The organism is Pseudomonas sp. AIG (genome assembly GCF_977020205.1).
In genome coordinates this window covers 17,054-42,647 of record NZ_CDROCK010000014.1, presented here as the reverse complement: position 1 = coordinate 42,647, position 25,594 = coordinate 17,054, and the positions used below count along the sequence as shown (strand labels likewise).

General features: G+C 59.9%; 34 protein-coding genes. 32 read left to right on the top strand and 2 right to left on the bottom strand.

What is annotated here, in order from left to right:
• The first annotated feature begins 83 nt into the window (after window positions 1–83).
• From ACWR1S_RS11110 to recX, 31 genes are all read left to right on the top strand, one after another.
• Entirely contained in the window at window positions 84–1,208 is a 1,125-nt protein-coding gene (locus ACWR1S_RS11110; RefSeq protein WP_454563508.1) for a hypothetical protein, read from the top strand.
• Complete coding sequence (locus tag ACWR1S_RS11105) at window positions 1,208–1,525, top strand: hypothetical protein (protein WP_454563507.1); 318 nt, start codon at window positions 1,208–1,210, stop codon at window positions 1,523–1,525. Before ACWR1S_RS11110 ends, ACWR1S_RS11105 begins: the two co-directional genes overlap by 1 nt.
• Complete coding sequence (locus ACWR1S_RS11100) at window positions 1,522–1,890, top strand: phage tail protein (protein WP_454563506.1); 369 nt, start codon at window positions 1,522–1,524, stop codon at window positions 1,888–1,890. Before ACWR1S_RS11105 ends, ACWR1S_RS11100 begins: the two co-directional genes overlap by 4 nt.
• A 78-nt stretch (window positions 1,891–1,968) precedes the next feature.
• Window positions 1,969–2,937 (top strand): hypothetical protein, encoded by a 969-nt coding sequence (locus ACWR1S_RS11095; protein ID WP_454563505.1) that lies wholly within the window; start codon window positions 1,969–1,971, stop codon window positions 2,935–2,937.
• A gap of 95 nt (window positions 2,938–3,032) precedes the next feature.
• Window positions 3,033–3,617 carry a phage tail terminator protein gene (locus tag ACWR1S_RS11090; protein WP_454563504.1) on the top strand — a complete coding sequence of 195 codons (585 nt, stop codon included), beginning with the start codon at window positions 3,033–3,035 and terminating at the stop codon, window positions 3,615–3,617.
• Window positions 3,614–3,793, top strand: coding sequence for a DUF2635 domain-containing protein (locus tag ACWR1S_RS11085; RefSeq protein ID WP_034154909.1), 180 nt, complete (start codon window positions 3,614–3,616; stop codon window positions 3,791–3,793). The genes ACWR1S_RS11090 and ACWR1S_RS11085 overlap by 4 nt, the downstream gene beginning before the upstream one ends.
• A complete protein-coding gene (locus tag ACWR1S_RS11080; protein WP_454563503.1) occupies window positions 3,793–5,289 on the top strand; it encodes a phage tail sheath subtilisin-like domain-containing protein in 1,497 nt (498 codons plus the stop codon). Before ACWR1S_RS11085 ends, ACWR1S_RS11080 begins: the two co-directional genes overlap by 1 nt.
• Window positions 5,290–5,356: 67 nt before the next feature.
• The gene (locus ACWR1S_RS11075) at window positions 5,357–5,704 is read left to right on the top strand and encodes a phage tail tube protein (RefSeq protein WP_007908779.1); all 348 of its coding nucleotides are present in this window, start codon (window positions 5,357–5,359) and stop codon (window positions 5,702–5,704) included.
• Window positions 5,701–5,997: a phage tail assembly protein gene (locus ACWR1S_RS11070; RefSeq protein ID WP_454563502.1), complete on the top strand. Its 297-nt coding sequence runs from the start codon at window positions 5,701–5,703 to the stop codon at window positions 5,995–5,997. Before ACWR1S_RS11075 ends, ACWR1S_RS11070 begins: the two co-directional genes overlap by 4 nt.
• Before the next feature lie 130 nt (window positions 5,998–6,127).
• A complete protein-coding gene (locus ACWR1S_RS11065) occupies window positions 6,128–7,903 on the top strand; it encodes a phage tail protein (RefSeq protein WP_454563501.1) in 1,776 nt (591 codons plus the stop codon).
• Entirely contained in the window at window positions 7,890–9,125 is a 1,236-nt protein-coding gene (locus ACWR1S_RS11060) for a DNA circularization protein (protein ID WP_454563500.1), read from the top strand. Before ACWR1S_RS11065 ends, ACWR1S_RS11060 begins: the two co-directional genes overlap by 14 nt.
• A 3-nt stretch (window positions 9,126–9,128) precedes the next feature.
• On the top strand, window positions 9,129–10,178 hold the full coding sequence (locus ACWR1S_RS11055; RefSeq protein WP_454563499.1) for a phage baseplate assembly protein: 1,050 nt from the start codon (window positions 9,129–9,131) through the stop codon (window positions 10,176–10,178).
• 135 nt (window positions 10,179–10,313) lie between these two features.
• Window positions 10,314–10,823: a phage baseplate assembly protein V gene (locus ACWR1S_RS11050; RefSeq protein ID WP_454563498.1), complete on the top strand. Its 510-nt coding sequence runs from the start codon at window positions 10,314–10,316 to the stop codon at window positions 10,821–10,823.
• Complete coding sequence (locus tag ACWR1S_RS11045) at window positions 10,823–11,221, top strand: phage GP46 family protein (RefSeq protein WP_454563497.1); 399 nt, start codon at window positions 10,823–10,825, stop codon at window positions 11,219–11,221. The genes ACWR1S_RS11050 and ACWR1S_RS11045 overlap by 1 nt, the downstream gene beginning before the upstream one ends.
• Window positions 11,211–12,254, top strand: coding sequence for a baseplate J/gp47 family protein (locus ACWR1S_RS11040; protein WP_454563496.1), 1,044 nt, complete (start codon window positions 11,211–11,213; stop codon window positions 12,252–12,254). Before ACWR1S_RS11045 ends, ACWR1S_RS11040 begins: the two co-directional genes overlap by 11 nt.
• The gene (locus tag ACWR1S_RS11035) at window positions 12,242–12,841 is read left to right on the top strand and encodes a YmfQ family protein (protein ID WP_093436472.1); all 600 of its coding nucleotides are present in this window, start codon (window positions 12,242–12,244) and stop codon (window positions 12,839–12,841) included. The genes ACWR1S_RS11040 and ACWR1S_RS11035 overlap by 13 nt, the downstream gene beginning before the upstream one ends.
• A 14-nt stretch (window positions 12,842–12,855) precedes the next feature.
• Window positions 12,856–13,587: a hypothetical protein gene (locus tag ACWR1S_RS11030; RefSeq protein ID WP_454563495.1), complete on the top strand. Its 732-nt coding sequence runs from the start codon at window positions 12,856–12,858 to the stop codon at window positions 13,585–13,587.
• Window position 13,588: 1 nt separating this feature from the next.
• Window positions 13,589–14,014 (top strand): phage tail protein, encoded by a 426-nt coding sequence (locus tag ACWR1S_RS11025; RefSeq protein ID WP_454563494.1) that lies wholly within the window; start codon window positions 13,589–13,591, stop codon window positions 14,012–14,014.
• Window positions 14,015–14,071: 57 nt separating this feature from the next.
• Window positions 14,072–15,166 (top strand): phage tail protein, encoded by a 1,095-nt coding sequence (locus tag ACWR1S_RS11020; protein WP_099758153.1) that lies wholly within the window; start codon window positions 14,072–14,074, stop codon window positions 15,164–15,166.
• Between the two features lie 8 nt (window positions 15,167–15,174).
• The gene (locus ACWR1S_RS11015; RefSeq protein ID WP_099758154.1) at window positions 15,175–15,741 is read left to right on the top strand and encodes a tail fiber assembly protein; all 567 of its coding nucleotides are present in this window, start codon (window positions 15,175–15,177) and stop codon (window positions 15,739–15,741) included.
• Window positions 15,742–15,763: 22 nt separating this feature from the next.
• The gene (locus ACWR1S_RS11010; protein WP_454563493.1) at window positions 15,764–16,690 is read left to right on the top strand and encodes a glycine-rich domain-containing protein; all 927 of its coding nucleotides are present in this window, start codon (window positions 15,764–15,766) and stop codon (window positions 16,688–16,690) included.
• Entirely contained in the window at window positions 16,690–17,157 is a 468-nt protein-coding gene (locus ACWR1S_RS11005) for a phage tail assembly chaperone (RefSeq protein WP_454563492.1), read from the top strand. Before ACWR1S_RS11010 ends, ACWR1S_RS11005 begins: the two co-directional genes overlap by 1 nt.
• Before the next feature lie 42 nt (window positions 17,158–17,199).
• On the top strand, window positions 17,200–18,096 hold the full coding sequence (locus ACWR1S_RS11000; protein ID WP_454563491.1) for a gp53-like domain-containing protein: 897 nt from the start codon (window positions 17,200–17,202) through the stop codon (window positions 18,094–18,096).
• The gene (locus tag ACWR1S_RS10995) at window positions 18,097–18,543 is read left to right on the top strand and encodes a tail fiber assembly protein (protein ID WP_150692007.1); all 447 of its coding nucleotides are present in this window, start codon (window positions 18,097–18,099) and stop codon (window positions 18,541–18,543) included.
• 18 nt (window positions 18,544–18,561) lie between these two features.
• Window positions 18,562–19,722 (top strand): glycine-rich domain-containing protein, encoded by a 1,161-nt coding sequence (locus ACWR1S_RS10990; protein WP_454563490.1) that lies wholly within the window; start codon window positions 18,562–18,564, stop codon window positions 19,720–19,722.
• Window positions 19,722–19,976 (top strand): hypothetical protein, encoded by a 255-nt coding sequence (locus tag ACWR1S_RS10985; protein WP_454563489.1) that lies wholly within the window; start codon window positions 19,722–19,724, stop codon window positions 19,974–19,976. Before ACWR1S_RS10990 ends, ACWR1S_RS10985 begins: the two co-directional genes overlap by 1 nt.
• A 36-nt stretch (window positions 19,977–20,012) precedes the next feature.
• Window positions 20,013–20,579, top strand: a complete 567-nt coding sequence (locus tag ACWR1S_RS10980) for a glycoside hydrolase family 19 protein (RefSeq protein ID WP_454563488.1) — start codon at window positions 20,013–20,015, stop codon at window positions 20,577–20,579.
• The gene (locus ACWR1S_RS10975; protein WP_454563487.1) at window positions 20,558–21,076 is read left to right on the top strand and encodes a lysis system i-spanin subunit Rz; all 519 of its coding nucleotides are present in this window, start codon (window positions 20,558–20,560) and stop codon (window positions 21,074–21,076) included. Before ACWR1S_RS10980 ends, ACWR1S_RS10975 begins: the two co-directional genes overlap by 22 nt.
• 67 nt (window positions 21,077–21,143) lie before the next feature.
• Window positions 21,144–21,644 carry a CinA family protein gene (locus ACWR1S_RS10970; RefSeq protein ID WP_454563486.1) on the top strand — a complete coding sequence of 167 codons (501 nt, stop codon included), beginning with the start codon at window positions 21,144–21,146 and terminating at the stop codon, window positions 21,642–21,644.
• A gap of 83 nt (window positions 21,645–21,727) precedes the next feature.
• Window positions 21,728–22,786 (top strand): recombinase RecA, encoded by a 1,059-nt coding sequence (gene recA / locus ACWR1S_RS10965; RefSeq protein WP_077571370.1) that lies wholly within the window; start codon window positions 21,728–21,730, stop codon window positions 22,784–22,786.
• Window positions 22,787–22,794: 8 nt separating this feature from the next.
• Window positions 22,795–23,265 carry a recombination regulator RecX gene (gene recX, locus ACWR1S_RS10960; protein WP_454563485.1) on the top strand — a complete coding sequence of 157 codons (471 nt, stop codon included), beginning with the start codon at window positions 22,795–22,797 and terminating at the stop codon, window positions 23,263–23,265.
• Between the two features lie 55 nt (window positions 23,266–23,320).
• On the opposite strand, the gene ACWR1S_RS10955 is transcribed toward recX, so the two are convergent.
• Window positions 23,321–24,439, bottom strand: a complete 1,119-nt coding sequence (locus tag ACWR1S_RS10955) for an LOG family protein (RefSeq protein ID WP_454563484.1) — start codon at window positions 24,437–24,439, stop codon at window positions 23,321–23,323.
• Between the two features lie 351 nt (window positions 24,440–24,790).
• On the opposite strand from ACWR1S_RS10955, the gene ACWR1S_RS10950 reads away from it, so the two are divergent.
• Window positions 24,791–24,985: a hypothetical protein gene (locus ACWR1S_RS10950; RefSeq protein WP_236427631.1), complete on the top strand. Its 195-nt coding sequence runs from the start codon at window positions 24,791–24,793 to the stop codon at window positions 24,983–24,985.
• Here the strand turns inward: ACWR1S_RS10950 and ACWR1S_RS10945 are convergent, their stop codons facing one another.
• Window positions 24,986–25,411 (bottom strand): PA3611 family quorum-sensing-regulated virulence factor, encoded by a 426-nt coding sequence (locus ACWR1S_RS10945; RefSeq protein ID WP_008077172.1) that lies wholly within the window; start codon window positions 25,409–25,411, stop codon window positions 24,986–24,988.
• Window positions 25,412–25,594: the final 183 nt, after the last annotated feature.

Here is a 25,594-nt window from a genome sequence, read left to right as displayed (position 1 = left end):
TCCCCCGCTTGATAGGCGGACACGTATGTCTTTTGTCCGGTCGTTGCCGCGTTCTGCAATTTTCTAACATTCCTGGAGTACATATGCCCTGGTATAAAACTGGAACAGTCACTGTCGTCCAGAATTCAACCACCGTCACCGGTAGCGGCACTGCGTTCATTGCCAACAGCCGTGTAGGTGATGCTTTTCGAGGCCCCGATGGGGGATGGTACGAAGTCATTAATATTGCCAGCGACACGGCGCTATCCATTGCACCGGAATACCGCAGCAGTTCCGCGAGCGGGCCGTATGCGCTGGCGCCCATGCAAGGCTACGTCAAGGATTCTGCGGATCAATTGCGCACCATCGTCAATCAGTATGGAGCGAAGCTTGCGGGGCTTGGCGCAACCGCCAATTTCGATGTACTGCCAGTTTCCAGAGGGGGCACCAGTAGCACAACGCCCGCCGCAGCTCGCGCTGCTCTGGAGCTGGGCAGTGCCGCCTCAGCCACCCTTCAAACCACTCCCAGCGATGCCACTGCCGGGCGCGTCATGCAGGTCGGAGCATTTGGGATCGGCGGTGACGCCCCGGTATACGCTGGAAATATCGATGACGTGGCGTCTGTTCCGGCAGGCCGATGTTTTGTCATCAACACCAGCACCGGGGTGAAGCCGCCCAATGCAAGTTACGGCCTGATGGACACCATCAAGATCGTTGGCCAACCGGTGCATCAGGTCTGGCACGAAGTCGACGGCGTTGCTGCCGGCGGCACCAAGCGCAGTTGGGAGCGTGATCAGTACGGTACCGGCGCCTTCGGCGCATGGCGCATGATTTACCGGCAGAACAACATTCTCGGCGTCGTCTCGGGGACCGGTGTGCCTACCGGAGCCATTATCGAGCGGGGGGCCAACGCCAACGGTGAGTACACCAAATTCGCCGATGGCACACTTGTCTGCTGGAAGGTGATTGCCACCAACTCGACGGGTACCTACGCGGTGGGCGCATTGTTCGGTAGTGATGCGTATGCGCCGGGTGCCTATCCTTCAGCATTCGCGTCGATACCTACCGTGACGTCCGCAGCGATTGGCAGGGTAAACGTCGATTGCGTCATGGCCAGCGCCTGGATCCCCCCGTCGATCGCCAACTGGGGCGCCTGGCGCGCCATCGCTACAACGAACGCAGCCTCGGCTGCGCAAATCAATTTGATCGCAATAGGCAGGTGGTATTGATGAACATTGTTCTGTCTCCGCAACGCAGAGAGGATGCTCTGAAGCTGCACAAGTCGGGTGCCCTGATCACGGTGAACGGCGAAACGTTCGATTTTTCGCGGTTGTCCGACGGCGACACACTACCGCGAGCCGCAATCGATTCCGAATGGTTCGTGGGTGACGTTTTCCACGAGAACGGCCATTTGACCCTTCACCTGTTGCTGCCGATTCCGGCCGATTACAGTCAGGCGCAAGCGTTTCCTGCCGACCTGATCGATCTTCCTGACGGTGACGTGGCATTGCCACAGCCTTTGCCGCAAAAGGAGGTTGAAGTATGAATATCGACTGGTCGCAATTGATCACCAAAGCCATGAAAGAGACGGTGGCTGCCGCAGCACGATTGACCGAAGCTCAAGCACTGCTCAAGAGCAAAAACGAGGGGGCTGCAGCACAGGTCGCTCGCATTCAGGATCGGATCGACACCCTCGGTTACGGCATCGATCTGGGGGAGGCGACGACTGAAGATGAGGCGGAACAGCAAGCACTGCTTGGCAACCTGAAACAGTGGAAAGCCTACAAGTTCAGCTTGGGCAAAGTGAGCACACAAGCTGCCTGGCCCGTGACGCCAGAGTGGCCTGTCCAGCCCGATGTTCCGATGATAGTGGTTGACCCGGTCTTGCCGCAGGGCGGACTGGCTTTCTGACAGCTACCTGATCGAGATCGTCTTGAACACCCCATACCGCCGAGTGCGGTTTTTTTTCGCTTAAAAAAGGACTGCACCATGCCATGGCTTAGAACAGGTACGGTCAATGTCACCAACAATTCGCCCGCGGTCATTGGCCTCAACGTTGATTTCGTGACTAACGTCCGGGTGGGCGACGCCTTCGTCGGACCTGATGGACGACAATATGAAGTGAGCAATATCGCCAGTCCGGCGATGTTGTCGATCACCCCGGTTTACCAGGGAACGACGGCCAACGCTGCGGCCTATTCGATCATGCCCGTGCAGGGCTATCCCAAGGCACTGGCCGATGCATTCAACAACCTCAACGTTCAGTACGGCCCGAAGCTGGCGGCACTGGGTGACGTGAGTGGCTTCGATGTCCTGCCGCTGCGAAATGGCGGCACCGGAGGAACGGATCTTGTTTCTGCTCGCCAGGGCCTTGGCCTGGGTGCAGTCGCAACCGACACCATTGTGCCCATCGTACGTGGCGGAACCGGCGCGACGGATGCCGCCTCGGCGCGCTTGGCGCTTGGACTCGGTGCTGTGGCAACGGACGCTGTTGTACCGATAGCACGAGGTGGCACGGGTGGAAACTCCCCGGCAACCGCTCGGTTGGGCCTCGGACTGGGCAGTGCTGCCGTTGCCGCGTTGGTCGGAACGGTCAGCCAGGACAAAGGCGTTCCAACCGGAGCCGTCATTGAGCGCGGCGCCAATGCCAACGGTGAATACGTCAAGTTTGCCGACGGCACGTTGATTTGCACCCTCAGCAACAAGGGCGGCGTAATATTTAACAACCCGTCCAACATGGGCTTCAACTGGTCTTATCCGATGCCCTTCGTGACGCTGGGATTTGTCATTGGGAATCTGGTTGGAGTATTGGGTGTGACTAGGGCGGTGACCAGTGTCAGCGCCTACAGCAGAGGGCTTGGTTTTGCCAGCATCTGCGCTTTCAGCCTTGGTCAGTTCGTACAAGGAGACGAGCTAATAGTCTCGTTTGACTGCTTCGCCATCGGCCGGTGGTTCTAAGCAAAACCCAGACTGATAACTGCGGGCTGGGGCCCTCGTTAATTCGGGTTGAGTACAGGCGCTGACCTGCGACCGCCCCCACTCGGTACTTCCTCATGAAAATGACCCCTCTGGTCACGCAATTGCGTGCTCAGTGCCCGACGCTGGGCAATCGAATCGCCGTAGGCAGTGACGTCGCTGTATTACAAGCCGATGCGGCGCTGCAAACTCCGTGCGCCAGCATCACGCCCCTGGCCGATCTGGCCAGCAACAGCACCACACAAAACCTCACCACCCAACCGATCCGCGACCGCTTCGAAATCGTCCTGGTGCTTGACGCCACCGACGCCACAAAAGCGCTGGATCTGTTGCACGACTTGCGTGCCGAACTGTGGCGCGCACTGGTGGGATTCAAACCCGCTTCCGACTACAGCGCCATCGTCTATGACGGCGGCGAAATGGTTTCGATCAACAGCAGCCGCGCCTTCTACCGGCTGCGCTTTTTTGCCGAGTTCCAGCTCGGCCGCAATCTGCCGAGTCAGCCTGCGGAGAGTTGGCACGAACGCGAACTGGACGGTTTGTCGTCCTTTACCGGGGCCACCGTGCGGGTCGATGCGATCGACCCGGCCGACCCCAACCTGAAACGCCCGGGCCCCGATGGGCGCGTGGAAATGACTTTCTCTGCAGAGGTAACCCCATGAGCAATCGCATCACCGTACTGCCGGCCGCCGGCCGCGTCGTACCTGACCCGGAGGCCGGCGATCTGCTGCCGCTGGAAGGCCGTGAAGTGCTGGACAGCGCCTGGTGGCGCCGGCGTCTGGCCGACGGCGATATCACCCTCAAAACTGCACCAGCCAAACAAAAGGGAGCCAAATAATGGCGATCGGATTCAGCAACATCCCTGCGGACATTCGTGTACCGCTGTTCTATGCCGAAATGGACAACTCGGCCGCCAATAGCGCGAGTTCGACCCTGCGTCGTTTGATCGTCGCTCAGGTCAACGACAACATTGCGCCGACCGAAGTCGGCAAACTGGTTTTGGTCTCCAGCGTTGCGCTGGCCAAGAGCATCGGCGGCCAAGGCTCGATGCTCGCCTCGATGTACGAGACCTTCCGCAAGGCTGACCCGATCGGCGAGATCTGGTGCCTGCCGCTGCACAACACCGAAGGCGCCATCGCCAAAGGCGTGCTGACCCTGACCGGCACCGCCACTCAGGCTGGCGTGTTGAATCTGTATGTCGGCGGCGTACGTGTGCAAGCCACCGTGGTCAACGGTGCCACCGCTGCACAAGCGGCCACCGCACTGGCGCAGAAAATCAACGCCACGGCCGATCTGCCGGTGAGCGCTGCGGCTGCCGAAGGTGTGGTCACCCTGAACGCCAAATGGACTGGCGACAGCGGTAACGACATCAGCCTGCAATTCAATCGCCTGGGCAAGAGCAACGGCGAAGACACCCCGGCTGGCCTGACCACTGCGATCACCGCCATGACCGGCGGTGCCGGTGTGCCGGATCAGGTGGCGGCGATTGCCGCACTGGGTGATGAACCGTTCGAGTTCATCGCACTGCCATGGTCCGATCTGTCGACCCTCAACACCTGGCAAGCGGTCATGGATGACAGCACCGGTCGCTGGTCGTGGGCCAAGCAACTGTTTGGTCACGTCTACAGCGCCAAACGCGGCACCGTCGGTACGCTGGTCGCCGCAGGCCAGGCCCGTAACGATCAGCACATGACCATTCAGGCGCTGGAGCCGGGCGTACCGCAACCGTACTGGGTACAAGCTGCCGCGCTGGCCGCACGCACCGCGGTGTTCATCTCTGCCGACGCCAGCCGTCCGACCCAAAGCGGCAGCCTGCCGGGTGTTGACCCAGCGCCGGCGAGTGAGCGCTTCACCCTGACCGAGCGACAGTCGCTGCTCAACTACGGCATCGCCACCGCGTATTACGAAGGCGGTTACGTGCGCATCCAGCGTTCGATCACCACCTACCAGAAAAACGCTTACGGTCAGGCCGACAACTCCTACCTGGACAGCGAAACCATGCACCAGTCGGCGTTCATCGTGCGCCGTCTGCAAAGCGTGATCACCAGCAAGTACGGCCGGCACAAACTGGCCTCCGACGGCACGCGTTTCGGCGCCGGCCAGCCAATCGTCACCCCGGCGACCATTCGCGGTGAGCTGATCGCCCAGTACGCCAAGCTCGAACTGGAAGGCCACGTCGAGAATGCCGAACTGTTCGCCGAGCACCTGATCGTCGAACGCGACGTGCAGGACCCAAGCCGCGTGAACGTGCTGTTCCCGCCGGATTACATCAACGGTCTGCGCGTGTTCGCACTGCTCAACCAGTTCCGTCTGCAGTACGACGACGCGGCTTGATCCGCGCGTTTGACGGCAAGTTTTCAGCCCACCGCGTGTGGGCTTTTTTATTCAAGGGAGTAACACCATGGGTCAACTGATTGCAGGCACCTGCTACGTCAAAGTCGACGGCGCACAACTGACCATCAATGGCGGCTGCGAAGCCCCGCTGATGGCGGTCAAACGCGAAACCGTCGTACCCGGCTTCTACAAAGAAACCGACATCGCGCCGTCGTTCAAAGTGACCGCGCTGCACACCGCCGACTTCCCGCTGAAGAAGCTGATCGAAGGCACCGATATCACCGTCACCTGCGAATTCAGCAACGGCAAAGTCTACGTACTGGCCGGCGCCTACCTGGTCGAAGAACCAGTCTCCAAAGGCGATGACGCCACCATCGAACTGAAATTCGAAGGCATCAAGGGGACCTGGCAATGAGCGGCGCCGTGAAGCTTCAGGTTGCGATCGAAGCTCACGGCGAGCCCCTGACCGAACTCGTCCTGCGCCGTCCGACGGTGCAGGAAGTGCGAGCGATCAAGGCGCTGCCGTACAAGATCGACAAGAGCGAAGAAGTCAGCCTCGACATGGACGTGGCGGCCAGATACATCGCCGTGTGCGCCGGCATTCCGCCGTCGTCGGTCAACCAGTTGGACCTGGCTGACCTCAATGCGCTGAGCTGGGCCGTTGCGAGTTTTTTCATGAGTGCGGCGTCGGCGCCATCACCGACCTGATTGCCGTCGCCTATGACCTGGCCTGGTTCTGGAAGGTTGACCCCGAACAGATGATGGCCAGGCCACTGGATGTGCTTCGCGAATCGCTGGAGCACGCGCAACGGATCAATGCGATGCAGCAGGTGCAGTGATGGCAGACGAAGAGAAAAAAGTGAAAACGCCGGTGCTGATCACGGGCATCGATGAACTGTCGCCCAAACTCGGCGCCCTTCAAGCCAAGGTTGAGGGTTTCAAGAAAAATCTCGAACAGGCTGGCCTCGGCAAACTGGACATCAGCGGTCTGTTCAAGGGCGGCAGCGTGATCACGCCGTTCGTGGAGGGGATCAAATCGGCCGCAGCGTTTCAGGGCAAGTTGACCGAAGTCAGCGACACGGCAAAAACCGTCAACCTGCCCGCCACACCGAAAGTCGCTGCGCAAAACATGAACGTGTTCAGTGCATCGATGGAAAAGGTTTCCGCAGCCGTGGACGCGGCACTGGTGCCGGCGGTGGGGGCGTTGGTGGTCGGGCTGGAACCGATGCTGACCCAGGTCGGCAGCCTGCTCGCCGACAACCCGAAACTGGTCGAAGGCCTGGCGGCGGGGGCGATTGCCTTTTCGGCGATGCAAACCGCCGTTACCGGCATGACCCAGGTGATGGACGTCATGAGCATGGTGCTCAAGACCAATCCAATCATGCTGATCGCCATGGGTATCGCAGTGGCGGCCGGTCTCATTTATGCCAACTGGACACCGATCAGCGCGTTCTTCAAAGGTATGTGGGAAGGCGTGAAAAACATCGGTGTGAGTGCGATGGCGACGTTGCGCTCGATCCTCGATTGGCGACCGCTGGATGCACTGGCGGCGCTGTGGTCACCGGTCGCGGGATTGTTCTCCGGGATCTGGGACAAGGTCAAAGCGGTCACCGCGCCAGTGATCGACTTTTTCAAATCGGTGTTCTCGTGGACGCCCGCCGGCATGATCCTGGAAAACTGGGCGCCGCTGACCGGTCTGTTTTCGGCGATCTGGGACTTGCTCAAGGCCTTGAGTGTGCCGGTGATGGCATTCCTCAAAGGTCTGTTCGACTGGACACCGTTGGGGATGATCATCAACAACTGGGGGGCGATCACTGGCTTCTTCGGCTCGATCTGGACGGCGCTGCAACCGGCGGCGCAAGCCATCAAGGACTTCTTCGGCACGTTGTTCGACTTTTCCCCACTGGGGATGATCGTCAACAACTGGGGCAGCATCGTGACCTTCTTCGAACCGGTTTGGGCCGCGTTGCAAGCCTCGGCGCAGCAGATCAAAAGCTTCTTCCAGAGCCTGTTCGAATGGTCGCCGCTGGAACAGATCGCGATGTACTGGCAACCGATCAGCGAAGTGTTTTCGGCACTGTGGGGCGTGGTGCAGGCGTTGGCCGCACCGGTACTCGAGTTTTTGCACAGCATGTTCGAATGGACGCCGTTGGGGCAGATCATCAAGAACTGGGGGCCGATCACCGAGTGGTTTGGCGAGTTGTGGCAAAAACTGCAAACCGTCATTGCGCCGATCAAAGAGTTGTTCGACGGCGGCTTTGCCGGACTGATCGCCAAGGTCACCGGCAAGGTTGAAACGTTCACCGAAGCGCAACGCCAGACCAATGCCGAAGGCAAAGGGGAGTTGGCGCCGGCGTTCTTCGCAGCAACGCCGCAATCGGCGGGTAACGGTGCACTGCAAAGTGGTTCGTTGCCACAGAGTTCTGGCGCACTGATTCAACAAAGCGCGATTAACAACCGTACGCAACTCGAAGGCGGCCTGACCGTGCGCTTCGAAAATGCGCCGGCCGGATTGCGCACCGATCAACCGCAAAGCAATCAACCGGGCCTGGCGCTGTCTTCGCGCATCGGCTATCGCTCGTTGTCGGCAGGAGGTTCCAATGAACTGGCGTGACCGTTTGTTGCCGGCATCCTTTCGGGGTGTCGGTTTCTGGATTGATCAGGCGAAAACCCCGGTCGGTCGCAAAGGTCAGTTGCACGAGTATCCGCAACGCGATCTGCCGTACTTCGAAGATCTCGGCCAACAGGCCAGGATCCACGATGTCACGGCGTTCATCATCGGCGCCGATTGCCTGGAACAGCGCGACAAGCTGCTCAAGGCATTGGAGGCGGGCAATGGTGAACTGGTACATCCGTGGCTCGGGCGCCTGCAAGTCAAGGTCGGTGAATGCGACATGACCCACACCCGCCAGGACGGCGGGTTAGTGACCTTTACCCTGAAGTTTTATCCCGATCAGCCGTTGCCGTTTCCGACTGCCAGCGTCAGCACGCAGAAAGTCTTGCTGGTCAAGGCAGACACACTGCTGGGTTCGGCGGTGGCACGCTTCGAACAGGCGATGACGCTGATCAAGGCTGCGCGGATCGGCATTGCCAATCTGCGCAACAGCCTGACCGGGGTTTATGAGGTGATCAAAGAACAGCTCAAGCCGCTGATCGAGCAGTACCGCCAGATCACCGAACTGGTCAAGGCAGTGAAGGAGTTGCCCAAGGAAGTGGCGGCGGAGTTCAAAGGTTTGCTCGGCGATATCAAGGAGCTGAAGGCGTTCGCGAAAGAGGGCTACCGTGGTGTGATTGCCGACGTTTCCCAGCAACTCGAAGCCATTCGCAAGGCGGATGCGCCGAAGATTACCACCGGCAAGGACACCAATGCGGCAGCGCAAGCCATGGCCGATCTGGTGCAGGACACGATGCTGGTCAAAGTGGCGCAGTGGGTGGCGTCGATGCCAGTGGCGAGCCCCGCCGTGAAGCTGTCGTCGACACCTTCGGTGGCTCATCAGGCGGATCAACCGGTGACCCGTCAGGAAGTACCGGTGACCGATGAAATGAAAGCGCTGCAGAAGGCGGTCGGGGTGGCCATTGATCCGATGCTGGACAAGGCCGATCCCCAGCACCACCAGGCAATCAACGATGTCAAGGAAGCGCTGCTGGCGCATCTCAAGGCAGTGGCGTCATCCGGTGTGCGGCAGGTCACCAAATCGTTCCAGGAAAGCCTGCCGGCGCTGGTTGTGGCCTACAAGCAATTTGCCGATGCGACACGGGTGACTCAGGTGACTCAAAGCAACGCGATGAACCATCCGGGCTTTTCACCCAACGACGTGAAAGTGTCCAGGGAGTGAGCCATGAGCGAGATGGATAACCGCGTCACGTTGACCGTCAACAACATGGAATACGGCGGCTGGAAAAGCGTGGAAATCACGGCCGATCTGGAGCGCCAGTTCCGCACTTTCAAACTTGACATCACCTGGCAGTGGCCGGGGCAAACCGTGGACCAGCGGATCAAACCGGGTGACCCCTGCGAAGTGAAAATCGGCCAGGACCTGGTGCTCACCGGCTACGTGTTCAAAGCACCGATCCGCTATGACGGACGGCAGATCAGTCTGAGCATCGAAGGCAGTTCCAAGACCCAGGATCTGGTCGATTGCGCCGCCAGAAACCAGCCGAACCAGTGGCAGGAGCAACCGCTGTTGAACATCGTTCAGGCGCTGGCGATGGAGTACGGGCTGATGGTGGTCAATGAAATTCCCGAGACCGCGCGGCTCGCCAAGCACACCATCGTGCCGGGCGAAACGGTGTTCCAGTCGATCGACCGGTTACTCTCGCTGTTCCGGGTGTTTTCCACCGATGACGCGCAGGGCCGGTTGGTGCTGGCCAAGCCTGGCAGTGGTGGGCGGGCCAGTGATGCGCTGGAGCTGGGCAAGAATATCCTGTCGGCCAACGCCCCCATGGATCAGAGCCAGGTGTTCTCCGAATACCGGGTGATCGGCCAGCAGAAAGGTTCGGACAAGAAGAGCGGGGCGGCGGTCAGCGAGGTTGAATCCAGCGCGACCGATCTGAGCTTCAAACGTCGACGCACCACCATCATCAACGAGGGCACCGCGCTGACGTTCGAACTGGCCCAGCAACGCGCCCAGTGGGAGAGCGCCACCCGTATGGGCCGGGCGCAGACCACCACGTATCAGGTGCAGGGCTGGCGCCAAGCCAACGGTGATCTTTGGCGGCACAACACGCTGGTCAAAGTCACGGATCCGGTGCTTGGGTTTGACGGCGACATGCTGATTTCCAAAGTCACGTACTCGCTGTCGGCACAAGGCTCGGTCACCACGCTGCAAGTGGCGCCGCCGCATACCTTCGATGCCAATCCCAGCCCCCCGAAAAAACCATCAGCCTGACGCCCGCCCCTGTGGGAGCGAGCTTGCTCGCGAAGGCGTCAGATCAGACACCGCTCTGGTGCTTGTCAGGACGCTTTCGCGAGCAAGCTCGCTCCCACAGGGATCAGCATCAACCTCACCACTTGAGGACAATTCATGAGCCTACTGACTCGCCTGCTGGCGCGCGGCACTGTCGTGCTCGCCAATTCGGCATCCAAGCTGCAATCGCTGCAAATGCGCCTCACCGCCGGCGAAGTGAACGACGATATGGAGCACTTTGAACCTTACGGTTTCACCAGTCACCCGCTGGCCGGCGCCGAAGGTGTCGTCACGTTCATCGGCGGTGACCGTTCCCACGCCATCGCCCTGGTCATCGCTGACCGCCGCTATCGCCTGCAATCGCTGGCGTCGGGCGAAGTGGCGATCTACACGGACGAGGGCGACAGGATTCACTTCAAGCGCGGGCGAATCATCGACATTGAAACCGCCACGCTGAACATCCGCGCCAGCAGCGCGGTGAACTTCGATACACCGGTGATTAATCAGACCGGCAAGATCGTCTCCAGCGGCGATCAGCTGGCCGGCGGCATCAGCCAGATCAAACACGTGCACGTCGGCGTACAGGCCGGCAGCGGCCAGACCGGCGCGCCGGCAGGGGGCAGGTGATGCTGATCAGCCCCAATCTCCATACCGCGCTGACACGCGCCGTGCTCATCAGCCTGTTCACCTGGCGCCGCGCCGCCGATGACGACGCCCTCGACGACGACGAACGTTTCGGCTGGTGGGGCGACACGTTTCCCACCGTCGCTGACGACCGCATCGGCTCGCGGCTGTGGCTGCTGCGCCGGGTGAAACTGACCCGACAAACGCAGATGGACGCTGAGTTCTATGCCCGCGAAGCCTTGCAATGGCTGATCGACGACGGCCATTGCAGCGCCATCGACATCATCAGCGAACGCCTCGACGCTCAGCGTCTGAACCTGCGCACGGTCCTGACCCTGGCCGACGGCGAACGTCTGGACATCAACCCCGATAACAGTTGGCAGGTGATCTATGCCGTTTGAAACCCCTTCGCTGCCGGTGCTGATCAAGCGCACCCAAAGCGACCTGGCCGGCGATTCGCTGCGCCAGTCCGATGCGCAAGTGCTGGCCCGTACCCTCGGTGGCGCGGCTTATGGCTTGTACGGTTATCTCGACTGGATTGCCGAGCAGATTCTGCCGGACAAGGCCGACGAGTCGACCCTGGAGCGCATTGCCGCACTGCGTCTGAACCAGCCGCGCAAACCGGCACAAGTGGCCACCGGCACGGTGAGTTTTACCGCCACTGCCGGCGCGGTGCTCGACGCCGATACGCTGCTGCAAACCAATGACGGTCGCACCTACAAAGTCACCGCCGCGCGCACGACCGTCAATGGCAGCAACACCACCACGATCGCCGCGCTCGATGCCGGCAGCCTCGGCAATGCCGACGGCGGGCTGGCGCTGACACCGGTGCAGCCGATTGCCGGCGTGATTGGCAACAGTTTTGTCGTGCTGGCGCCGGGACTCAGCGGTGGTGTGGCGCGGGAAAGTCTGGAATCGCTGCGTTCGCGGGTGATCCGTTCCTATCGCGTGATTCCCCATGGCGGTTCGGCCAGTGACTATGAAACCTGGGCACTTGAAGTGCCGGGCGTGACGCGCGCCTGGTGCCGGGGAGGCTTGCTTGGCCCTGGCACCGTCGGCGTGTACATCATGCGTGACGACGACCCGCAACCGGTGCCGAACGACGAGCAACTGGCCGAGGTGCAGGCCTACATCGAGCCACTGCGCCCGGTGACGGCGGAAGTGCATGTGCTTCCACCGATTCAGGTGCCCGTGACCTATCGCCTGAAGTTGACCCCCGACACCAGCGCTGTACGCGCAGCCGTCGAAACCCAACTGCGCGACCTGCACAACCGCGAGGCCGACCTCGGCGAGGATCTGCTGATCAGCCATATCCGTGAAGCGATCAGCAGCGCCGCCGGTGAAACCGACCACGTGCTGACAGCCCCCGTCGCCAACGTCACGGCCAACGACAGCGAACTGCTGACCTTTGGAGGTTGCGTATGGGGGGCATAAGAACCGCCGCGCAATATCAGGCGCAACTGCGCGCCTTGCTGCCCAGCGGCCCGGCGTGGGACCCGGAGCGCGTGCCGGAACTAGAGGAAGTGCTGCAAGGCGTCGCCGTCGAACTGGCGCGCCTCGATGCGCGTGCTGCCGACCTGCTCAACGAAATGGACCCGGCCGGCGTCAGCGAGCTGGTGCCGGACTGGGAACGGGTGATGAACCTGCCCGACCCGTGCCTGGGCGCCACACCGCTGTTCGACGACCGCCGCCTCGCCGTACGCCGGCGCTTGCTCGCGGTCGGCAGCCAGGCCGTCGGTTACTACATCGACATCGCCAAAAGCCAGGGTTACCCCAACGCCACCATCACCGAACTCGAAGCCCCACGCATGGGCCGCTCGCGCTTCGGCTCGGCGCACTGGGGTACGTGGGAAGCGCAGTTCATGTGGACGCTCAACACCGGCGGCCGCCTGCTGCTCGGTCGGCGATTCGGTGCGAGCTACTGGGGCGAGCGCTTTGGCGTGAACCCGGGTTCGGCGCTGGAATGCCTGATCCACCGCAGCGCACCGGCGCATACCAAGGTGCACATCAATTATGACTAGGGAGGAATGAGGGGATGGATTATCCGAAGAGTGTGCCCAGTTCCGGGCTGGTGAATGGCAAATTTGTTGATGAAAACCCATTGATGGGAACGCCGGGCTCATTGATTCCGGCGCGATGGGGCAACAGCGTTACCGATGAAGTAATCAACGTGATCACTGCCGCCGGACTAGTCCCCGACGAGGACGACACTACGCAACTCAAAGCGGCGATTTCGGCAATTGTCGAGAAAGGCAGAAATGACTCTCTGGCAAGCAAGGATGAGGCCGAGGCGGGTACCAGCAGCAGCCGTCTGATGACGCCGCAGCGGGTGTTCCAGGCGATCGAAAAGAAAGTGGTGCAAGCCACTGAAACGGTTTTTGGCTGGGCGCGGATCGCGACTCAAGCCCAGGTCAATGCGGGGACGGATGACACCACTTTCGTCACGCCGAAAAAGCTCTGGTTTGGTGTTTCCTACAGCATTGGCGCGAACGGCTATATCGCTTTTCCGAGCTGGTTGGGGGGCTTCATGATCCAGTGGGTCATGATCACCGTCGCTACAGATAAAACCTATGTTGCAAAACCGTGGCCGGTGGCTTTCAAGACCCAGTGCGCCGCTACCTGGGCAAGTTACTCGCACAGTGGCAACGCACCCTTTTTCGATATCGTCACTCCACCTTTGGTGACCTACTTTGATCCCAGCCAGGTTCAAGTCTTGAGTAATTCCGGTGGCTCCGGTTTTGTCACTGTCCTGGGGGTGGGGAACTGACATGAAACGTTTCTATAGCCGCACCACCGGCAACACCTATTTGTCGGGTTATCACACCAGCCTTCCGGACGATGCCGTTGAAATCGACGAGGCGCGTTATGAGTCGGTCATCGCAAATCCTGTAGCGGGTACCGAGCGATCCCATGACGAGCAAGGTCTGCCGATCCTGGTCGAGATGACAGCTCTTTCTGAAGAGCAAACATCGGCCGAAGCCAAGGCGTGGCGCGATCAGGAATTCAACCGGATTGTCTGGTTGCGCGATCGTCACCGTGACGAAGTGGAACTGATGAAGATCACCACGCTGTCCGACGCTGAATACCTGACGCTGCTGACCTACCTGCAGGCGCTGCGCAAGTGGCCCCAAGCGAAGAAATTTCCCGCCAAACGCTCTCGACCGAAAAAGCCTGCCTGGATGACTGCCGAGTGACTGGATGCTGCTTTGTCGGCATCGCCTATCAATATTCCAGGTACAGGAAAACCAATTATGGACTATCCAAAAAGCGTCCCCAGCGTCGGTCTGGTCGATGGTCGTTTCGTCGATGAAAACCCAGTGGCGGGAACGCCGGGTTCGTTGATTCCGGCGGTTTGGGGCAACAGTGTGACTCAGGAGATTCTGAGTGTGGTTACCGGCGGCGGGTTAGTGCCGTCCGAGGCGGATACCGGGCAGTTGTACAAGGCGATTCAGTCGATCATCGGCAGCACGAGTCCGATGCGTTCGGTCATCACCCGATTGGCCGCGTCGAAAACCCTGACCGATGCCGAACTCGGCCTCGTCCTGATCGATGGCAGCCCCGGCCCGGTGACCTTGCTGCTACCACCGGCCAACATCGCACTCGGTGTGCGTGATGTGATTGTTCGGCGGGTGGACAACAGCGGCAACCGTATGATCATCCAGGCATCGGGCACGGATCGCATTCGCTTTCATACGCATCTGGCGGCCAGCGGTTATCCATTTTTCGTGTTGATGGGCGGCGGAGACTGGTGGCATTTGCGCAGTGATGGGGCCGGGAGTTGGTGGCCGGTCGGACGCTTCGACAATACCCCGCTTGGCCGGCCGTTTTTCGAGACAACCGTCATGCTCAGCCCCGGCGGATACGGCGCGCTTAATGGCTCTGTCATGAAGCGCGCGGAATGGCCGTGGCTGTGGGATCACGCCCAGCAATCAGGCATGTTGGGCGCTGAAGCCTTTCGGGCGAGCACTGAGGGCAAATGGACCACAGGTGACGGTACGACGACGTTTCGCGGTCCTGATGGGCGAGGGGAGTTCCTTCGGGTTCTGGATGAAGGTCGTGGTGTGGATACCGGACGCGGGATGGGTACTTTTCAGCCTGGATCGACGCACTCGTATGCGATGGGGGCGAATGGTGGCGGTGCCGTCGGGTCGCGCTGGACGGACAGCCTGACGGCAGTGGGGGCGGATACTCGAGAGGAGCCTCAGTACGTATCGGGGCTGAGCAATGGCGGCCCGATTTATCCAGCGGGTACCAGTTATCAAATGGACCCGTCAGCGACACTGCTCTACGCCTTCAAATCCCGCCCGCGCAACATGGCCTATCCCGGCCGCATCAAACTCATCTGAGGCGCTTTATGTTCAATTATCTATTTGATGGTTCGGGCGCTCTGTCCGGGCCTGTCGAGTTCATTGCCACGCCAGGTATCGGCGTTCAGTTGCCCGGTAATGCTGTTGAGCTGGCTTACGAGTTGCCTGAGCCGGAAGCCGGTCGCAGTTGGGCGCTGATCAACGGTGTCCCCCGTGAAGTGATCGACCGTCGGGGCATGGTTTATCGCAAGGACGGCGGTACCCATCAGATCTGGACCGAGCTGGGAGAGTTGCCAAACACCCTGACCGCAGAGCCATGGCCAGGGGAGTTCCATGTCTGGCGCGACAACACCTGGGTATTGGATGAGCAGGCTCGTTTGGTGAGCGTAAGACAGCAATGCCTCGATCAGCGCGACGCACTGCTACGCGATGCCGTGCTGCGCATCGCGCCCCTGCAATACGCCGAAGACATCGGCGATGCCAGCCATGACGAACAACTGCTGCTGATCGAGTGGAAGCTCTACAGCGTCGAGCTGAATCGTATCGAAAAGCAGGCTGGTTTCCCCGATGAAATTACCTGGCCGGTCACACCCGGCACAGCCGTAGCCAACTGATTTCGGCACAGGGAGCAGTGCAATGGATTATCCAAAAAGTATTCCCGGCGTGGGGCTGGTCAACGGCGGCTTCGTCGATGAAAACCCGCTCGCCGGTTCCCCGGGATCGTTGATTCCGGCCGATTGGGGCAACAGCGTCACGCAAGAAATTCTCAACGTGATCAAGGCTGCCGGATTGACACCGGATGAAGCAAAAACCGATCAGTTGGCTACCGCAATCGCTGCACTGGTCGACTTCAATAAACTAAAAAATACCCCAACCACGTTGGCCGGTTATGGCATCACCGATGCGGTGGGACGGCTGCTGGCAGTCAGGCAGTTCGAATCCGTCGGTATCACGCTTTACAAACCCCATCCCCGAGCGAAACGCATACGTGTGCGCTTGGTCGGCGCGGGTGGTTCCGGTGGTGGCTGTGAACCTGTCCCCGCCAATAATCACCGTATTGGTGGTGGCGGTGGTTCCGGCGCCTATGCGGAGAGTCTCTACGACGTGACCGCGCAAATGCTGGCTGGCGTACCTGTGTCTTTGGGGGCGGGCGGCGCTGCAGTCAATACGACCGGGATGACCGGGGGCGGTGCTTCCTTCGGCACCTATATGAGCGCCGCTGGCGGTGCAGGCGGGCAAATCCTTTCATTCCCGGTGACAGCAACGACGGTCGGTTTCGTCATGGGCGGTGCTGGCGGTCAAATCGTCACGGGCGGAGGTCTGGCCAACGCTCGTGGCACCCCTGGTGAGTTCGCGATGTACAACTTCAATTGGGGTGTCGTTTCCGGCGCCGGGGCTGCCAGCCCGTTTGACGGTGGTGGCACACGTGTAGGCGTCAATGGAAATGGCATCTCCGGCGGGCGAGGCTCCGGTGGCAGCGGCTCCTGCTCGACAAATGCTTCCGCTTCCGTCGTCAGCGGCGCCGGCGGCAATGCCTTCTGTGAAATCTGGGAGTACGAGTAATGGCCCGTTATGCACGACTGGAAAACGGTATCGCGATCGAACTGATCGATACCGGTGAGTACGCAATCACTCAACTGTATGCACCGGCTTTTGTCGAGGCGATGGTGCAGGTGCCGGAAGGCATGCACGTTGAGATCGGCGCGCCCCTCACTGAACTGCGCCATGAGGTCACACCGTTGCCGGACATGGGCAAGTCTGTGTTCATTCCTGAAACGGTGGTCGATGAGCAAGAGCCTCTGGCGGCAGCGCGCACCTGGCGTCAGTCCAGTCTGTCGGCCACGGAATGGTGGGTGACGCGGCATCGCGACGAGCAGGCGCTGGGGCGTGGGACAACGCTCAAGGCTGCGCAGTATCTGCAGTTGCTGGAATACCGCCAGGCACTGCGCGACTGGCCTGATTCAAGCCAGTTTCCTTCGGCAGTCTCCCGGCCGTCGGCCCCCCAGTGGCTCGCCGCTGATGTTGGCTAACGCCATCAAGTTGCATGTGTTTTCAGATCAGGAGATGAGTAAATGGATTATCCAAAAAGTGTTCCCAGTGCGGGCCTCGTGGACGGCAAGTTTGTCGATGAGGATCCGGTAGCGGGTAAACCGGGATCGTTGATTCCGGCGAGTTGGGGAAACGGCGTCACGCAGGAATTACTGAAGGTCATCCAGGCTGCCGGTCTTACGCCTACAGAGTCCGCCAATGATCAGTTGCTGGGGGCTTTGCGCAGTAACAAGTTATTTGTCACTGCGCCGCAATTCGACAGTGGCAAATCGGTTGCAACGACTGAATTCGTAACCCGAACCGGTTTGCAGTTTTCCGGTTTCGCGTCCTATGGCGCGAGCACCGTTCTGAGTGCTGCCAATATCGGTGGAGTCGCCAGCTTTGCGAGTAACTCGCCGATCACGGCGACGTTGCCTTCAATCAACGGAATTGCCCACGCCAGTACCCTTCACGTGATCAATGCGGGCACCGGTATATTGACGATCAGTCCGGCAGCCAATGAACAGATCGAAACCTGTAATGGCACATTCGGACCGCTGAAGCTGGATCTTGGTGATTCCGCTTATCTGATCAAACTGAGCAATCAGTGGCGTTTATATGGGGGATCGGTCAGCGATAGGTACGCAACAGCGCATTCCGGTGTTGTAGGCAACGTCGGTTATCAACGCTATCCCAGCGGTAACATCGACCAGTGGGGCGTTGGCACCACGGATGCCAAAGGCGACGTAAATGTCAGCTTTCCTATCTCTTTTCCCAACGCGTTTTCATCGATCGTGGCCATCCACTCGGGGGGCGACGGCGCGATGGTCATCATGTACTCCAACTCCGCGACGAAACAGGGCTGCCGGCTGAAGGTCCGCAGCTACACCGGTGACGTCAGTGCGAACTGGGGTGTTTTTTACCTTGCAAAGGGCTACTGAATGAATCCGTTCAATGTTTTGTTCAGCGCCAGTACCCGGGGCGCCTATGTACCGGGTATCAACTCGACGGACATTCCCGACGACGTTATAGAAATTCCTCAGGGTTACTGGATCTCGCTGCTGCAGCAGATGGCGGTCATCCCGAAAGTGATCGGCGTGCGTGCCGATAACGGCTATCCGATTCTTGTCGATCCACCGCCGCCTTCACCGGATGAAGCTGCCGACATCGAACGCTCGTGGCGTACGGCGCAACTCGCCGCCACCGACGGTCTGGTGGCCCGTGATCGTGATGAGCTGGAGGACGGCGGCGGCACCACATTGACCACCGAACAGTACGCCGAATTGCAAACCTATCGCCGTGAATTGCGGGACTGGCCGCAGGGTTCTTTATTTCCGTTCAGTGAGCATCGGCCGGTTGCGCCGAAGTGGTTGGCTGCTGCGCTGTAAGTCATCAGGGAAGTTGAAATGGACTATCCAAAAAACGTTCCCAGCGTCGGGCTGGTGAATGGCAAATTCGTCAATGAAGACGTCGTCGCGGGATTGCCCGGATCGTTGATCCCGGCGACCTGGGGCAACAGCGTCACCGATGAATTGTTGAACGTCGTCAAATCCGCCGGCATTGAGCCGAGCGAAGCTGATGCAACCCAGTTGTTGCAAGCGGTGAAAAAACTCAGTCAGGCAGGTGAAGACAAACATGCCACTGACATCGGTGCGGCCAATCTGTACATGGCCAATTATGTGCCCGCCGTCACCGTATTGAAGGACGGCTTGGCGCTGCGCTTTACTGCCGGTAATGCCAATACCGGGGCGAGTACGTTTGCACCGAATGGGCTGATGCCCAAGCCGCTGGTCAACCTTGCATCAAGTGCATTGCGGCCTGCCGAGATTGTCGGCGGCAGTGTGTGTTCGGTGATGTATAGCGCAGCACTGGAAAGTTGGGTGCTGGTCTCTGCAAGCGGTGGCAACGGTCTCACCGGGCGGTTGTTGGGCGTGAAGACGTTTACTGCGTCGGGGACTTACGTGCCAACGATGGGCATGAAAAATGTGCTGGTGAAAGTTGTCGGCGGTGGCGGAGGAAGTGCAGGAATTGTTGCCACCGTCGCTTCCCAATATTCAGCCGCCGGTGGAGGAGCTTCCGGTAGTTATGCAGAGGCTTGGCTTCCAGCCTCGACGGTTGGAGCCAGTCAGGTAGTAACAGTCGGTGTCGGTGGCGCCGGCGGCTTGGTCGCAACTGACGCTGGAGCCGGCGGAACCAGCTCTCTGGGATCGCTGGTTTCAGCGCCCGGCGGTGCGGGTTCGACATCGCTCGGCTACACCGCTTTCCCGGGTACTGGGCTGTATGTCGGGGGGTATCCCGGCCAGGCAGCGAAAGGTGGAAATATCGTCAGCATGGCCGGAGCTGCCGGTTCGTCAGGTATATCCATCAACGCGTCGACTCTGGCCGGACACGGTGCCAACTCACCCTTGGGCAGTGGTGGGGTTGCCAGCAGCGCGCAGGGTGCCATTGCCGCACCTGGCTCCGGGTTCGGTTCCGGAGCCGGTGGCATCGCCAATGCCCCCAGTCAGTCTGGCCGGCCGGGTGCTTCAGGAGCACCGGGCGCCGTGATCATCTTTGAGTACGCCTGATGAAAACCTACGCACGCATCGTCAACGACGCGGTGGTCGAGTTGTTCTCCACCGACGGAAATATGGCCGAGATGTTTCATCCGGATCTGCTCTGGGTCGACATCACTGAAATCATTCCGACGCCACAAATCAACTGGACCGCCAACTTCGGCACCCTCGGTTGGGTCTTCGCATCGCCTGAAGAACCCGCGCCGGACAGCACCCTGAAAATTCTGGCAAAAAAATGGCTGAGCGGCATTGGCGTTCAACCGTGATTCAATCGGGACAATATCCAGGGAGGATCAAGCATTATGCAAATAACTGAAAACAACCTTATCGACATCATGCCCAACGCCCGCTCCCAAGCGGGCGTTTTTGTTTCGGCGCTCAACAGTGCCATGGAGCGCCGTCATATCGACACGCCGAAACGTATCGCGGCGTTCCTTGCGCAAGTCGGCCATGAGTCGGGGCAGTTGCGCTATGTGCGCGAACTGGGCAACAACCAATACCTGAGCAAATACGACACGGGTACGTTGGCCTTGCGTCTGGGCAACACTCCCGAGGCTGACGGCGACGGACAAAAATATCGGGGGCGCGGGTTGATACAGATTACTGGCCGTTCGAACTATCGCCAGTGCAGCCTCGGCCTGTTCGGCGATGAGCGTCTGCTGTCGTTGCCCGAGCTGCTCGAACAGCCGCAATGGGCCGCCGAATCCGCCGCATGGTTCTGGGAGCAGAAAGGTTTGAACGCACTGGCCGACCGCGATCAGTTCAACACCATTACCCGTCGCATCAACGGCGGGTTGAACGGCCTGCAGGATCGCCTGGAAATCTGGGCGCGGGCGAGGGCGGTGCTATGCCAATCCCCTGGCGAATGATCGGCGTTCTGTTGCTGGCTGCGGGTGCGTTTGCAGCGGCCTGGCAGTTTCAGGAGTGGCGCTACGGGCGGCAACTGGCCGAGCAGGCCCGGTTAAACGCCGAAGTCCTCAATCAACAGAATTCTGCCGCCGCCATCGCACGACAGGCCGAGCAGGATAAACGTCTGGCGCTGGAGCAGCGGCTCGCGACCAGTGAACAAACCCATTATCGAGCGCTGAGCGATGCCCAACGTGATCAGGATCGCCTGCGCGATCGCCTTGCCACTGCTGATGTGCGCCTGTCAGTCCTTCTCGACGCCAGCGACGCTGCCTCAGGCGGCAACGTGCCAGCCACCGCCGGCGACAGCGGCGTGGATCATGCAGCCGTACGCGCCCGACTTGACCCGGCGCATGCTCAACGAATTATCGCCATCACCGATACCGGCGACCGCGGACTGATTGCCTTGCAGGCGTGTCAGGCCTATGTCCGAGCGCTGGCGCCTGCACATTTTGAATGAGTCTGTGTATTGAAAGCGCAACCGGCTCGTGTACGGTGGAGGCATTCCACACGATCCGGAGCACGCCGTGAAAGAGATCACCCAACTGGCCGCCGAACTTGGCCGACGTCTGCAAGTGCTCAATGCCCACGTGACCACCGCCGAGTCCTGTACCGGTGGCGGTATTGCCGAAGCGATCACGCGGATCCCAGGCAGTTCGGCATGGTTTGAAGCGGGTTATGTGACCTACTCCAACCGGCAGAAAACCCAGCAATTGAATGTACCGGCCGAATTATTCGGAACGGTGGGCGCGGTCAGTCGCGAGGTGGTTGAAGCGATGGTGCGTGGTGCTCAGGACAAAAGCCTGGCTCGATTTGCCGTGGCTGTCAGCGGGATTGCCGGGCCGGACGGCGGCTCGCCGAACAAACCGGTCGGCACGGTATGGCTGGCGTGGGGCGTTGGCGATACGCTGACCAGTGAGGTTCAACACTTCCCCGGCAACCGCGACGAAGTCCGCCGACAAACGGTGAAGGCCGCGCTAGAGGGGCTCCTGCGACTAGCGGCACGAGAAATCGAAAATCAGGGGTAGGCGATCCGCGAACGCTGTGGAATAATACTGGCTACTTATACAGGTGTTGGCCGTCAGGCCTTATTGATTACGTGAGGACTTTAATGGACGACAACAAGAAGAAAGCCTTGGCTGCGGCCCTGGGTCAGATCGAACGTCAATTCGGCAAGGGTGCCGTGATGCGTATGGGCGATCAGGACCGTCAGGCGATCCCGGCTATCTCCACTGGCTCTCTGGGTCTGGACATCGCGCTCGGCATTGGCGGCCTGCCAAAAGGCCGTATCGTTGAAATCTACGGTCCGGAATCTTCCGGTAAAACCACACTGACACTGTCCGTGATCGCCCAGGCTCAGAAAGCCGGCGCGACCTGCGCATTCGTCGACGCCGAACACGCCCTCGATCCTGAGTACGCCGGCAAGCTGGGCGTCAACGTCGACGACCTGCTGGTGTCCCAGCCGGACACCGGTGAACAGGCTCTGGAAATCACCGACATGCTGGTGCGCTCCAACGCGGTTGACGTGATCATCGTCGACTCCGTGGCAGCCCTGGTACCGAAGGCTGAAATCGAAGGCGAAATGGGTGACATGCACGTGGGCCTGCAAGCCCGTCTGATGTCCCAGGCGCTGCGTAAAATCACCGGTAACATCAAGAACGCCAACTGCCTGGTGATCTTCATCAACCAGATCCGCATGAAGATCGGCGTGATGTTCGGCAGCCCGGAAACCACCACCGGTGGTAACGCGCTGAAGTTCTACGCTTCGGTTCGTCTCGACATCCGCCGTACCGGCGCGGTGAAGGAAGGCGACGAAGTGGTCGGCAGCGAAACCCGTGTCAAGGTTGTGAAGAACAAGGTTGCTTCGCCGTTCCGTCAGGCCGAGTTCCAGATTCTCTACGGCAAGGGCATCTACCTCAATGGCGAGATGATCGACTTGGGCGTGCTGCACGGTTTCGTTGAAAAATCCGGCGCCTGGTATGCCTACGAAGGCACCAAGATCGGTCAGGGCAAGGCCAACTCGGCCAAGTTCCTGGCAGACAACCCGGAAATCGCCGCGAAGCTCGAGAAGCAACTGCGTGACAAACTGCTGACTCCAGCAGCGATCGGTGACTCCAAGGCTTCTGCAGTCAAAGAGACTGAAGACGACCTGGCCGACGCTGACATCTGATTGCAGCGATGACCACTGCCGTACTCGATACCCTCGTCGCGGTGCGGCGAACCGCCATGGACCTGCTCGCACGCCGCGAGCACGGTCGAGTCGAGTTGACGCGCAAATTGCGTCAACGCGGCGCTGAGGCGGAGATGATCGAAACAGCCCTCGACCGTTTGACGGAAGAGGGACTGCTTTCTGAAGCCCGTTACCTTGAAAGCTTTGTTTCCTACCGTGCCCGTTCCGGCTATGGCCCTTTGCGGATTCGCGAAGAGCTGAGCCAGCGCGGTTTGCAACGTGCCGATATCGAACTCGCCCTGCGCGAAAGCGGTATCAGCTGGCAGGAACAACTGCAGGAAACGTGGCATAGGAAGTTCTCCGGGCATTTACCGATTGATGCGAAAGAACGGGCCAAGCAAGGCCGGTTCCTGGCGTATCGGGGTTTTTCGATGGAGATGATCAACCGCTTGTTCAGCGGTCGAGGCATGGACGATTAAATCGATTCAATAAAAACGGCCCGCTATGAAAATAGCGGGCCGTTTTTTTTTGCCCTCAAATTACCTTGGAGGGTTCGCGCGAACGTTGCGCTGTTTGCGGTTTTGAATGAGCCCAGTTTTCCGGCAGGTTGATGTAATCAATCAACTCCCTCAGACGCCCGTGAGTGCGCGCGTTGAAAGCGAAGGCCAGTCGCGCCAGATGGCTGAACTGCGCTTCATCGTGTTCCTCACCGCTGTAGTCGTGTTGATGAAACTGGTCGCTCAGGCACAGATCCGCAAAGGCTTCCTGCATGTGTTCCAGTGCCTGCTCGCTGAGCTTGTGATGCATGCGAATCACGAACTGACGTTTGAGCCAACGGCTGGAGTGGAAGTTGCTGTAGAACTGATTGATCTGTTCCACCGCTTCCTCAACGGTGTAAACCAGTCGCATCAACTTCATGTCGGTTGGCAGGATGTAGCGGTTGGTCTCCAGTTGCTGGCGGATGAAGTCCATCGCGCCTTGCCAGAATGTGCCGCCCGGCGCATCCAGCAGCACCACCGGCACCAGTGGGCTTTTGCCGGTCTGGATCAATGTCAGTACTTCCAGCGCTTCATCCAGGGTGCCGAACCCGCCGGGGCACAAAACCAGCGCATCGGCTTCTTTGACGAAGAACAATTTGCGGGTGAAGAAGAAGTGGAACGGCAGCAGATTGCCGGTGCCGTCGACGGTCGGGTTGGCATGCTGTTCGAAGGGCAGGGTGATATTGAACCCGAGGCTGTGATCGCGGCCGGCACCTTCGTGCGCGGCAGCCATGATGCCGCCACCGGCACCGGTAATCACCATCATCCCCGAGCGGGTCAAAGCCGCGCCGAGCTCTCGGGCCATGGCATACAAAGGATGTTCGACCGGCGTGCGCGCCGAGCCGAACACGGTGACTTTGCGTCGCCCCTTGAATTGTTCCAGTACCCTGAACGCCTGCTCCAGTTCGCGCAGGGCCTGCAGGGTGATCTTGGCGTTCCAGCGGTTATGGTCTTCCTGGGCCATGCGCAGCACGGTCAGGATCATGTCGCGGTAGATGGGAATGTTCGGGCTGTTGGGGGAAACACGGTTGAGTTGTGCTTCGACCTGGCTGATGAGGTCGGGACCGCTTTCCTGAAAATGACGGCTCAAGAGGTCATTCGGTTGGTAAGGCATTCAACGTCTCCTTCTGCACAGAGCGGATGGCCCTGACGAGCGGCGTCAGTGCCGCGCTGCAAAAAACACACGATCGGCAGTTCCTTGTCTGCCGTTGAAAAATGATCGGGAATACTCTGAATCTAGACCCTGGCGCGCAATCGCGCTCACTTGATCATTGCGCCGCAACGTTCGGGCTGGCAACCGTTTAATGGTTTTCAGCCAATGCCGACACCGCTCGTCCGAACGTCCGCCGGCGGCCAATCCCTCTGATTAACTAACGTACAGGCGCCGTACGACAGCTTTGCGTCAACAACCGTACGCAAGGTGCACGCTATTCAAGGATTTGCGGGTGGCAGGGAGGCGGGACACATGGCCAGAGTGATTCTGGAGATCGATACGCAGCTGTATCGGATGTTGAAAGCATCAGCCGAGACCCATCAACTCAGTCTCGAAGAGGAGTGCTGCCGGCGCTTGGCGGGCGGAGAGCGCCGTTCGCACTATTTACAGGCCTTGCTGGCCGAACTGCGCGCCGAGGATGAACAGCGGCGCGCCAATTCGCGTTGATTACTTCTTCTTCGCCGGGCCGGCTTTCGGGCAATCCGATTCCTGGTAGCTGGCGGAGCCGATCGCTTTGTTGGTTTTCACTTCGGTGAAGTCGTAACGCATGATCGCGCCTTTGGCCATCAGCTTGCGGAACGACGGGTTGTTGCACACCGAGGCGCCCAACTGGAAATACACGGCTTTAGGGTCAGCGCGCATTTTGTCGGCGTGGCTCTTTTGTACGCTCAGGTGGTTGATCAACTGAGTGCCTTCAACGGTGAAGCCCTGATCAAGAATGTCTTCACTGATGGCGCGTGGCGTGCCGACGCTGCTTTGGGCGGCGACGTTGCGCAGCTCGCGGTTCAGATTCTGCTCACTCAGGGAGGCAGCCTGAGCGGTGAAGGACGACGCCAGCAGAATGGCAGCGGTGGGAACGATAAGGCGCAGCATGAAACTCTCCTGGTTCAGTGACTGGTGGTTCGACCAGCCACGTGACTGTGCGTTCAGTGGCGGCGAATTATAGGGGAGCCGGTCGGGAGGGTACAGGCTTGTACCCGCCGCTCTGGTAAACTGCCGGCCTTTATTGCCCTGCCGAGTGTTGTTCGTGTCGAGTTTTCCTGTCTGCCGGCGTTG

What these genes read in the sequence shown, in the direction of transcription:
- ACWR1S_RS11110 (WP_454563508.1), top strand. Translation starts at nt 84, where the DNA reads ATGCCCTGGTATAAAACTGGAACAGTCACTGTCGTCCAGAATTCAACC.
- ACWR1S_RS11105 (WP_454563507.1), top strand. Translation starts at nt 1,208, where the DNA reads ATGAACATTGTTCTGTCTCCGCAACGCAGAGAGGATGCTCTGAAGCTG.
- ACWR1S_RS11100 (WP_454563506.1), top strand. Translation starts at nt 1,522, where the DNA reads ATGAATATCGACTGGTCGCAATTGATCACCAAAGCCATGAAAGAGACG.
- ACWR1S_RS11095 (WP_454563505.1), top strand. Translation starts at nt 1,969, where the DNA reads ATGCCATGGCTTAGAACAGGTACGGTCAATGTCACCAACAATTCGCCC.
- ACWR1S_RS11090 (WP_454563504.1), top strand. Translation starts at nt 3,033, where the DNA reads ATGAAAATGACCCCTCTGGTCACGCAATTGCGTGCTCAGTGCCCGACG.
- ACWR1S_RS11085 (WP_034154909.1), top strand. Translation starts at nt 3,614, where the DNA reads ATGAGCAATCGCATCACCGTACTGCCGGCCGCCGGCCGCGTCGTACCT.
- ACWR1S_RS11080 (WP_454563503.1), top strand. Translation starts at nt 3,793, where the DNA reads ATGGCGATCGGATTCAGCAACATCCCTGCGGACATTCGTGTACCGCTG.
- ACWR1S_RS11075 (WP_007908779.1), top strand. Translation starts at nt 5,357, where the DNA reads ATGGGTCAACTGATTGCAGGCACCTGCTACGTCAAAGTCGACGGCGCA.
- ACWR1S_RS11070 (WP_454563502.1), top strand. Translation starts at nt 5,701, where the DNA reads ATGAGCGGCGCCGTGAAGCTTCAGGTTGCGATCGAAGCTCACGGCGAG.
- ACWR1S_RS11065 (WP_454563501.1), top strand. Translation starts at nt 6,128, where the DNA reads ATGGCAGACGAAGAGAAAAAAGTGAAAACGCCGGTGCTGATCACGGGC.
- ACWR1S_RS11060 (WP_454563500.1), top strand. Translation starts at nt 7,890, where the DNA reads ATGAACTGGCGTGACCGTTTGTTGCCGGCATCCTTTCGGGGTGTCGGT.
- ACWR1S_RS11055 (WP_454563499.1), top strand. Translation starts at nt 9,129, where the DNA reads ATGAGCGAGATGGATAACCGCGTCACGTTGACCGTCAACAACATGGAA.
- ACWR1S_RS11050 (WP_454563498.1), top strand. Translation starts at nt 10,314, where the DNA reads ATGAGCCTACTGACTCGCCTGCTGGCGCGCGGCACTGTCGTGCTCGCC.
- ACWR1S_RS11045 (WP_454563497.1), top strand. Translation starts at nt 10,823, where the DNA reads ATGCTGATCAGCCCCAATCTCCATACCGCGCTGACACGCGCCGTGCTC.
- ACWR1S_RS11040 (WP_454563496.1), top strand. Translation starts at nt 11,211, where the DNA reads ATGCCGTTTGAAACCCCTTCGCTGCCGGTGCTGATCAAGCGCACCCAA.
- ACWR1S_RS11035 (WP_093436472.1), top strand. Translation starts at nt 12,242, where the DNA reads ATGGGGGGCATAAGAACCGCCGCGCAATATCAGGCGCAACTGCGCGCC.
- ACWR1S_RS11030 (WP_454563495.1), top strand. Translation starts at nt 12,856, where the DNA reads ATGGATTATCCGAAGAGTGTGCCCAGTTCCGGGCTGGTGAATGGCAAA.
- ACWR1S_RS11025 (WP_454563494.1), top strand. Translation starts at nt 13,589, where the DNA reads ATGAAACGTTTCTATAGCCGCACCACCGGCAACACCTATTTGTCGGGT.
- ACWR1S_RS11020 (WP_099758153.1), top strand. Translation starts at nt 14,072, where the DNA reads ATGGACTATCCAAAAAGCGTCCCCAGCGTCGGTCTGGTCGATGGTCGT.
- ACWR1S_RS11015 (WP_099758154.1), top strand. Translation starts at nt 15,175, where the DNA reads ATGTTCAATTATCTATTTGATGGTTCGGGCGCTCTGTCCGGGCCTGTC.
- ACWR1S_RS11010 (WP_454563493.1), top strand. Translation starts at nt 15,764, where the DNA reads ATGGATTATCCAAAAAGTATTCCCGGCGTGGGGCTGGTCAACGGCGGC.
- ACWR1S_RS11005 (WP_454563492.1), top strand. Translation starts at nt 16,690, where the DNA reads ATGGCCCGTTATGCACGACTGGAAAACGGTATCGCGATCGAACTGATC.
- ACWR1S_RS11000 (WP_454563491.1), top strand. Translation starts at nt 17,200, where the DNA reads ATGGATTATCCAAAAAGTGTTCCCAGTGCGGGCCTCGTGGACGGCAAG.
- ACWR1S_RS10995 (WP_150692007.1), top strand. Translation starts at nt 18,097, where the DNA reads ATGAATCCGTTCAATGTTTTGTTCAGCGCCAGTACCCGGGGCGCCTAT.
- ACWR1S_RS10990 (WP_454563490.1), top strand. Translation starts at nt 18,562, where the DNA reads ATGGACTATCCAAAAAACGTTCCCAGCGTCGGGCTGGTGAATGGCAAA.
- ACWR1S_RS10985 (WP_454563489.1), top strand. Translation starts at nt 19,722, where the DNA reads ATGAAAACCTACGCACGCATCGTCAACGACGCGGTGGTCGAGTTGTTC.
- ACWR1S_RS10980 (WP_454563488.1), top strand. Translation starts at nt 20,013, where the DNA reads ATGCAAATAACTGAAAACAACCTTATCGACATCATGCCCAACGCCCGC.
- ACWR1S_RS10975 (WP_454563487.1), top strand. Translation starts at nt 20,558, where the DNA reads ATGCCAATCCCCTGGCGAATGATCGGCGTTCTGTTGCTGGCTGCGGGT.
- recA (WP_077571370.1), top strand. Translation starts at nt 21,728, where the DNA reads ATGGACGACAACAAGAAGAAAGCCTTGGCTGCGGCCCTGGGTCAGATC.
- recX (WP_454563485.1), top strand. Translation starts at nt 22,795, where the DNA reads ATGACCACTGCCGTACTCGATACCCTCGTCGCGGTGCGGCGAACCGCC.
- ACWR1S_RS10955 (WP_454563484.1), bottom strand. Translation starts at nt 24,439, where the DNA reads ATGCCTTACCAACCGAATGACCTCTTGAGCCGTCATTTTCAGGAAAGC.
- ACWR1S_RS10950 (WP_236427631.1), top strand. Translation starts at nt 24,791, where the DNA reads ATGGCCAGAGTGATTCTGGAGATCGATACGCAGCTGTATCGGATGTTG.
- ACWR1S_RS10945 (WP_008077172.1), bottom strand. Translation starts at nt 25,411, where the DNA reads ATGCTGCGCCTTATCGTTCCCACCGCTGCCATTCTGCTGGCGTCGTCC.